The sequence below is a fragment of the Chitinophaga sp. genome, assembly GCF_036566945.1.
Classification (GTDB): Bacteria; Bacteroidota; Bacteroidia; order Chitinophagales; family Chitinophagaceae; genus Chitinophaga.
This window is the reverse complement of sequence record NZ_DATCVJ010000477.1, coordinates 1-5,208: the sequence shown is the minus strand read 5'-3', so window position 1 is coordinate 5,208 and position 5,208 is coordinate 1. Positions and strand designations below refer to the sequence as shown.

The window sequence follows — 5,208 nt, the reverse complement described above, 5'->3', positions numbered from 1 at the left end:
CGCTTCTACCGGGAAGCCGTAAATGCTCATCACCAGCAGCTCGCCAATATAGCCGCCGTTGGGAATACCGCCTTCTACGATGCTGGCTATAACGGTAACGCCTAATGCCATCGCAATAACGGAAGCACTGTCGAAACTTTTTCCAAACATGGCAAAAACAACCGCCATCTTTATAATAGAGGAAATACTGGAGCCATCCTTGTGCAGGGTGGCTCCAAGCGGCACCACCACACTGCCAATATCGGCCGGAACCCCCATTTTGGGAACCGCTTCCAGGTTAGCCGGAATAGTGGCAATGCTGCTGCCGGTGCCCACGGCGGTGAGGGTAGGTATAATATTATTTTTCCAGAAGATTTTAATACCTGGTATACCTCCGGCAACAAATGCATACAGACTGAAACCGAAAATGAAATAGAAGGTGCCGAAGCCGTAATAAATGCCCAGCGAATGTGCGTAGGTGCCAAATAGTTGTGGTCCTACAGTGCCCACCTGGTAAGCGAAATAAGCGCCCAAACCAATGGGGCCCAGTTTCATGATCACCGTCAGCACCTCTTTAACCACTTCATTGCCGGAATGCAGGAAGTGCCGGAAAGCGGCGCCCCGTTCACCGGTACGCATAGCGGCAAACCCTACCAGCCCGGAGAAAATGATAAAGGGCAGCATGTTTTTGCGGGACAGCAATTCATAAAATTCACTGACGGTCAATAACCGGGTGAGCTGTTCCCCCCAATTACCCGGCTGCTCCAGGTGAACAGATTTGGATAATGCCACTTCCTGGTGAATCGGGAATATCCATACAGCCACAATCGTTAAAAAGGCCGAAATCAGGATGGTACTGAGGAATACGAGGGACATCATGCCCAGGATACGCCCCAGTTTATTCCCTGCGTCGATATGTGCAATGGCATTGGAAATAGAGAAAAACACCAGGGGGATAATAACAGTAAATAAGAGGTTTAAAAAAATGTCGCCAATCGGTTTTATAAAGACTACCTTTTCTCCGAATATAAGCCCTGCAATGCTGCCGGCTATAATACCAGCCAGCAGCCAGAACATGCTACTGTACGTTTTAAGAAATCCCATGAATGAAATTTATATGATACAAGATAGCCAAATGTCGCTGATCAGCGAACAATCAGACATGATTATTGTTTATGCTCATAGCAAATCAATATGTTAAACATGAAAAGCTTGCTGCTCTGTTTGTTGCTGCCTCTTTTTTTTCAGGATAATTCCTACACTATCGGAGAGGTAATGCGCAATGCCCGGCAACTACATAACGATAGCACCGCCGTAAAGATTACCGGCTATGTAACGAAAAAACTACGCGATAATAACTACCTGTTTGAAGATAAAACCGCTGAAATCCAGATAGATATTGACCCCCGTTATCTCCCCAGTAAGCCTTTCAACGACAAAGATGCCGTGACCATTAAAGCCCTGGTACAATACGAAATCAATAAACCTATTACCCTCAAGGTAAATCAGGCGGTTAAAAATGAGTAACGGAAATGACTATATGATTTTTGCCACGAAGCTGTAAATACTCTTCATACTTACCAGGATCACGATCACCGCTACTGCTACCATAATGGTTTTGGCAGAAATTTTATTCGATACCCTTGCAGCAATGGGAGAGGCAATAGCACTGCCTACTACCAGCCCGAGTACGGCGTCCCAATGAACATGATACAACACTGTGATGAATGTGAGGGAACTGAGCATGGCAATAAAAAAGCGGGTAGCCTTTACCGTGCCCAGCGAAAAACGGGGATGTCTGCCGCCGGCAATGAGTGAAGATAACACAATTGATCCCCAGCCGCCACCGCCGATAGCGTCTATAAAACCGCCACCAAAGCCCAGCAGGCCAATTTTCTTTATCTTTTTAGTGACATGTTTTTTGCGTTGTGCCCTGATAGCCCGTAACAGGATCACGGTACCCAGTATCAGGGTATATAATGATACCAATGGCTTGGTATACATGGCATAATGTTCCAGAGAAGATAACAGGTAAGCACCTATCACCGCTCCGGCAATGCCCGGTAAAATCAGTATTTTAAATAATTTCTTGTTCACATTGCCCATCCGCTGATGCATCCAGCCCGCAATACCACAGCTCAGAATCTCAGAAATATGCACCGCTGTACTCGCCGATGCCGGCGGAATACCCATCGAAAGAGAAAAAGTAGTAGACGTAATTCCATAAGACATGCCTATGGCGCCGTCAATCATGGCAAATATGAACCCTGCTACCAGGAAATAATAAAAAGTAGGGGGTACGTCTTCTACATACGTACGGAATGCGGGCGACTGCCACCAGGAGATACCCAATATAATGGCTAATAACGCAATGCCCCCCAAACCGAATATCCAGCGCTGCTTTCTGTAAGCAGAGCGCTCGTTGGCATTGCTGTTTTCCTGTGGCAATGATGCCTTTGATGCTTCTGTGGTCGTGGCTACGGGAGCAGCCAGGGTAGTAAGTTCTTTCTCCATTTTTATAAAGTACCAGCCTTAATTCACCACAAAATACATAAACTCTATGAAATAAGTAGACTAGTTGTGAAAAAATTACGAATTACGAATTACGGATTTGTGGGGAGATTAAGTAGGAACCTTACCAGGTTATCTCCCCACAAATCCGTAATTCGTAATTCGTAATTCGTAATTCTCCAAAAATACCCGAACGTATAAAAATTGATTTACCTATATTTGGGGTTGCGAACCAATCTACGAACTTCATGCTTTGGCAACTTTTCTGGACAATTATATTAGTGCTATTAAACGGATTCTTTGTTGCGGCAGAATTTGCCATTGTTAAAGTACGTTCTTCTCAAATCAACAGTAAAGGCGGCGTAGCCAGCAAAAGAGCCACTGCCGCAGCTAAAAGCGTGTTGACTAACCTGGATGGTTACCTGGCAGCTACACAATTGGGTATCACCCTGGCTTCTCTGGGGCTGGGTTGGGTAGGAGAATCCGTAATGACCGCCATTGTGCTGCAGGCCATGGAAAAACTGGGCATCACCGTCATTTCTGCTTCTGCAGTACACTGGATCTCCGTTACTATCGCATTTACCATTATTACCATATTGCACATCGTTTTCGGGGAACTGGCGCCAAAATCAATGGCCATCCGGAAACCATTACCCACCACATTGGCTGTAGCCATCCCGCTGCGCGCCCTGTTCGTGATTTTCCGTCCCTTTATCTGGATGCTCAATGGCTTCGCCAATAGCATTCTTCGTTTGATCGGCATCAAGCCTGCCGGTGAATCAGAAATTCACTCGGAAGAAGAGCTGAAACTCATCATCTCCGAAAGTCAGGAAGGCGGCGCCATCGAAGAAACAGAACGGGAACTGATCCAGAACGTATTTGAATTTGACGACAGCCGGGTGAAGGAAATCCTCACCCATCGCAAAGATATTTCTGCTCTCGACATCAACCTGCCATTGGAGGAAATCATCGACCAGGTGATTAAAGACGGCTATTCCAGGTATCCCGTATACAGCGGCTCACTGGATGAACTAAAGGGCGTGGTGTACACAAAAGACGTAGTGAAAGGTATTCACGAAAAAACACTAAAGAACCTGAAAGATATCATGAAGCCGGTATTTTATGTGCCCGACAGCATGAAAATAAAAGATCTGTTACGTACTTTCCAGGGTCAACGCCTGCAAATGGCCGTGGTGACCAATGAATTCGGTGATACGGAAGGCATTGTGACCATGGAAGATATCCTGGAAGAACTGGTAGGAGATATTCAGGATGAACACGATCACGAAGCCCCCATCGTAGAACAGAAAGATGATAATTTCATCGTAGATGCGCATGAGTATCTCGCCGATATCAATGAATTATTACCTTATCCGTTGCCCGAGAGTGAACATTATGAAACGCTTTCCGGTTTAATTAACTATATACACGGCAACATTCCCCGCGAAGGAGAAGTGATCATGATCGAAAATTATGAAGTGCTGATCCTGAAAATGTTCCGTAGTTCTGTTGAGAAAGCCAGACTCAAACTGATTCGATAAAATATTTTCTATGGAGAAGAAAATCCTCCACGTCCTGGAAGGACGTGAAAAGCACATTACCGATACAGAGGTAGTGCGCCAATCTCTGCCCACGATGCAGTTCCGCTTCGCGAATCCTTTTATTGTACTGCATCATATGCCTGCAAAGTATTTTGCACCAGGGTCGCCGGAAGACAGGCTGCATCCGCATCCACATCGTGGTTTTGCGCCGGTAACCTTCATGTTGCAGGGACAGGGCTATCACCGCGATAATGCCGGCAATGCTATGACGGTAACCGCCGGCGACGTGCAATGGATGTTTGCCGGTAAAGGTATTCTCCACAGTGAAGGCCCATCTGCCGAATTCCTGGAAAAGGGTGGTAATTATGAGCTGTTACAATTGTGGTTTAACGTACCTGCTGCCCACAAAGGCGAAGCGCCCTGGTACCAATATATCAAAGGCGCAGAAATGCCGCCGGTAGCGGAGAAAGAAGGCGTACACCTGACACTCATCTCCGGTGATTATGAAAATAAAAAAGGACCATTGAAAAATTTCACACCCATTACTGCCATCTGGGGTAATGTGGAAGCCGCCAGGGAAGTAACGCTAACGGCTACACGTGGATACTGGACCTTGTTATATGTGATTGACGGAGGGGTAAAAGTGAATGGAACGTCCGTGAGTGGTTATCACCTGGTAGTTTTTGATAAGGAAGATGAACAATCGGATATTCATATAGAAGCGCTGGAGAATACCCGCCTGTTATACCTTTCAGCAGATCCTATCAATGAACCTGTGGTGGCGAAAGATAATTTTGTTATGAATACCTCCGCAGAAATTGATCAGGCATTCGAAGATTATAAAAATGGTTTATTCGGCACGCTCGAAAAATAATCATATAATAATCGGGGGAAGTTTTCTTCACTTCCCCCTATTATCTCCACTTCACACTACAAGGTATCCTTTAACGGTCTCCACGTAGTATCTACCTTTTTCTTATCTTTTTTATGATGCTTCATCGTAGTATCCAGCGGTTTAGGTGGAAAAGTATCCTGCTGGAATATTTCGATGTGCTGATTATTTACCGGAGCGGCCTGCACAGCACGGTCCGGATCCCCCTTAAAGAAAATAAACAGGGTGAGTAAGGCCATTAGACCAATAGTGGCTGGAAGGTTTTTCATATCATTAAGATTTATT

At 45.6% G+C, this 5,208-nt stretch carries 6 protein-coding genes; 3 read left to right on the top strand and 3 right to left on the bottom strand.

Annotated features, from left to right (window positions below):
- Positions 1 to 1,083, bottom strand: a 1,083-nt coding sequence (locus tag VIP81_RS14660) for a dicarboxylate/amino acid:cation symporter (protein ID WP_331961992.1), incomplete at its 3' end; no start/stop codon positions are given.
- Between the two features lie 99 nt (positions 1,084 to 1,182).
- Here VIP81_RS14660 and VIP81_RS14655 point away from each other — a divergent pair.
- The gene (locus VIP81_RS14655; protein WP_331961989.1) at positions 1,183 to 1,506 is read left to right on the top strand and encodes a NirD/YgiW/YdeI family stress tolerance protein; all 324 of its coding nucleotides are present in this window, start codon (positions 1,183 to 1,185) and stop codon (positions 1,504 to 1,506) included.
- A gap of 9 nt (positions 1,507 to 1,515) precedes the next feature.
- Here VIP81_RS14655 and VIP81_RS14650 read toward each other — a convergent pair whose 3' ends face one another.
- A complete protein-coding gene (locus VIP81_RS14650) occupies positions 1,516 to 2,493 on the bottom strand; it encodes a sulfite exporter TauE/SafE family protein (RefSeq protein WP_331961986.1) in 978 nt (325 codons plus the stop codon).
- 245 nt (positions 2,494 to 2,738) lie between these two features.
- Here VIP81_RS14650 and VIP81_RS14645 point away from each other — a divergent pair, with 245 nt between their 5' ends.
- Positions 2,739 to 4,031 carry a hemolysin family protein gene (locus VIP81_RS14645; RefSeq protein ID WP_331961983.1) on the top strand — a complete coding sequence of 431 codons (1,293 nt, stop codon included), beginning with the start codon at positions 2,739 to 2,741 and terminating at the stop codon, positions 4,029 to 4,031.
- Positions 4,032 to 4,041: 10 nt separating this feature from the next.
- Positions 4,042 to 4,905, top strand: a complete 864-nt coding sequence (locus VIP81_RS14640) for a pirin family protein (RefSeq protein WP_331961979.1) — start codon at positions 4,042 to 4,044, stop codon at positions 4,903 to 4,905.
- Positions 4,906 to 4,961: 56 nt separating this feature from the next.
- On the opposite strand, the gene VIP81_RS14635 is transcribed toward VIP81_RS14640, so the two are convergent.
- The gene (locus tag VIP81_RS14635) at positions 4,962 to 5,192 is read right to left on the bottom strand and encodes a hypothetical protein (protein ID WP_331961976.1); all 231 of its coding nucleotides are present in this window, start codon (positions 5,190 to 5,192) and stop codon (positions 4,962 to 4,964) included.
- Positions 5,193 to 5,208 lie beyond the last annotated feature (16 nt).

Bases quoted from the DNA above. Each gene is read 5' to 3' on its own strand.
- VIP81_RS14640 (WP_331961979.1), top strand. From the start codon at position 4,042: ATGGAGAAGAAAATCCTCCACGTCCTGGAAGGACGTGAAAAGCACATT.
- VIP81_RS14650 (WP_331961986.1), bottom strand. From the start codon at position 2,493: ATGGAGAAAGAACTTACTACCCTGGCTGCTCCCGTAGCCACGACCACA.
- VIP81_RS14645 (WP_331961983.1), top strand. From the start codon at position 2,739: ATGCTTTGGCAACTTTTCTGGACAATTATATTAGTGCTATTAAACGGA.
- VIP81_RS14655 (WP_331961989.1), top strand. From the start codon at position 1,183: ATGAAAAGCTTGCTGCTCTGTTTGTTGCTGCCTCTTTTTTTTCAGGAT.
- VIP81_RS14635 (WP_331961976.1), bottom strand. From the start codon at position 5,192: ATGAAAAACCTTCCAGCCACTATTGGTCTAATGGCCTTACTCACCCTG.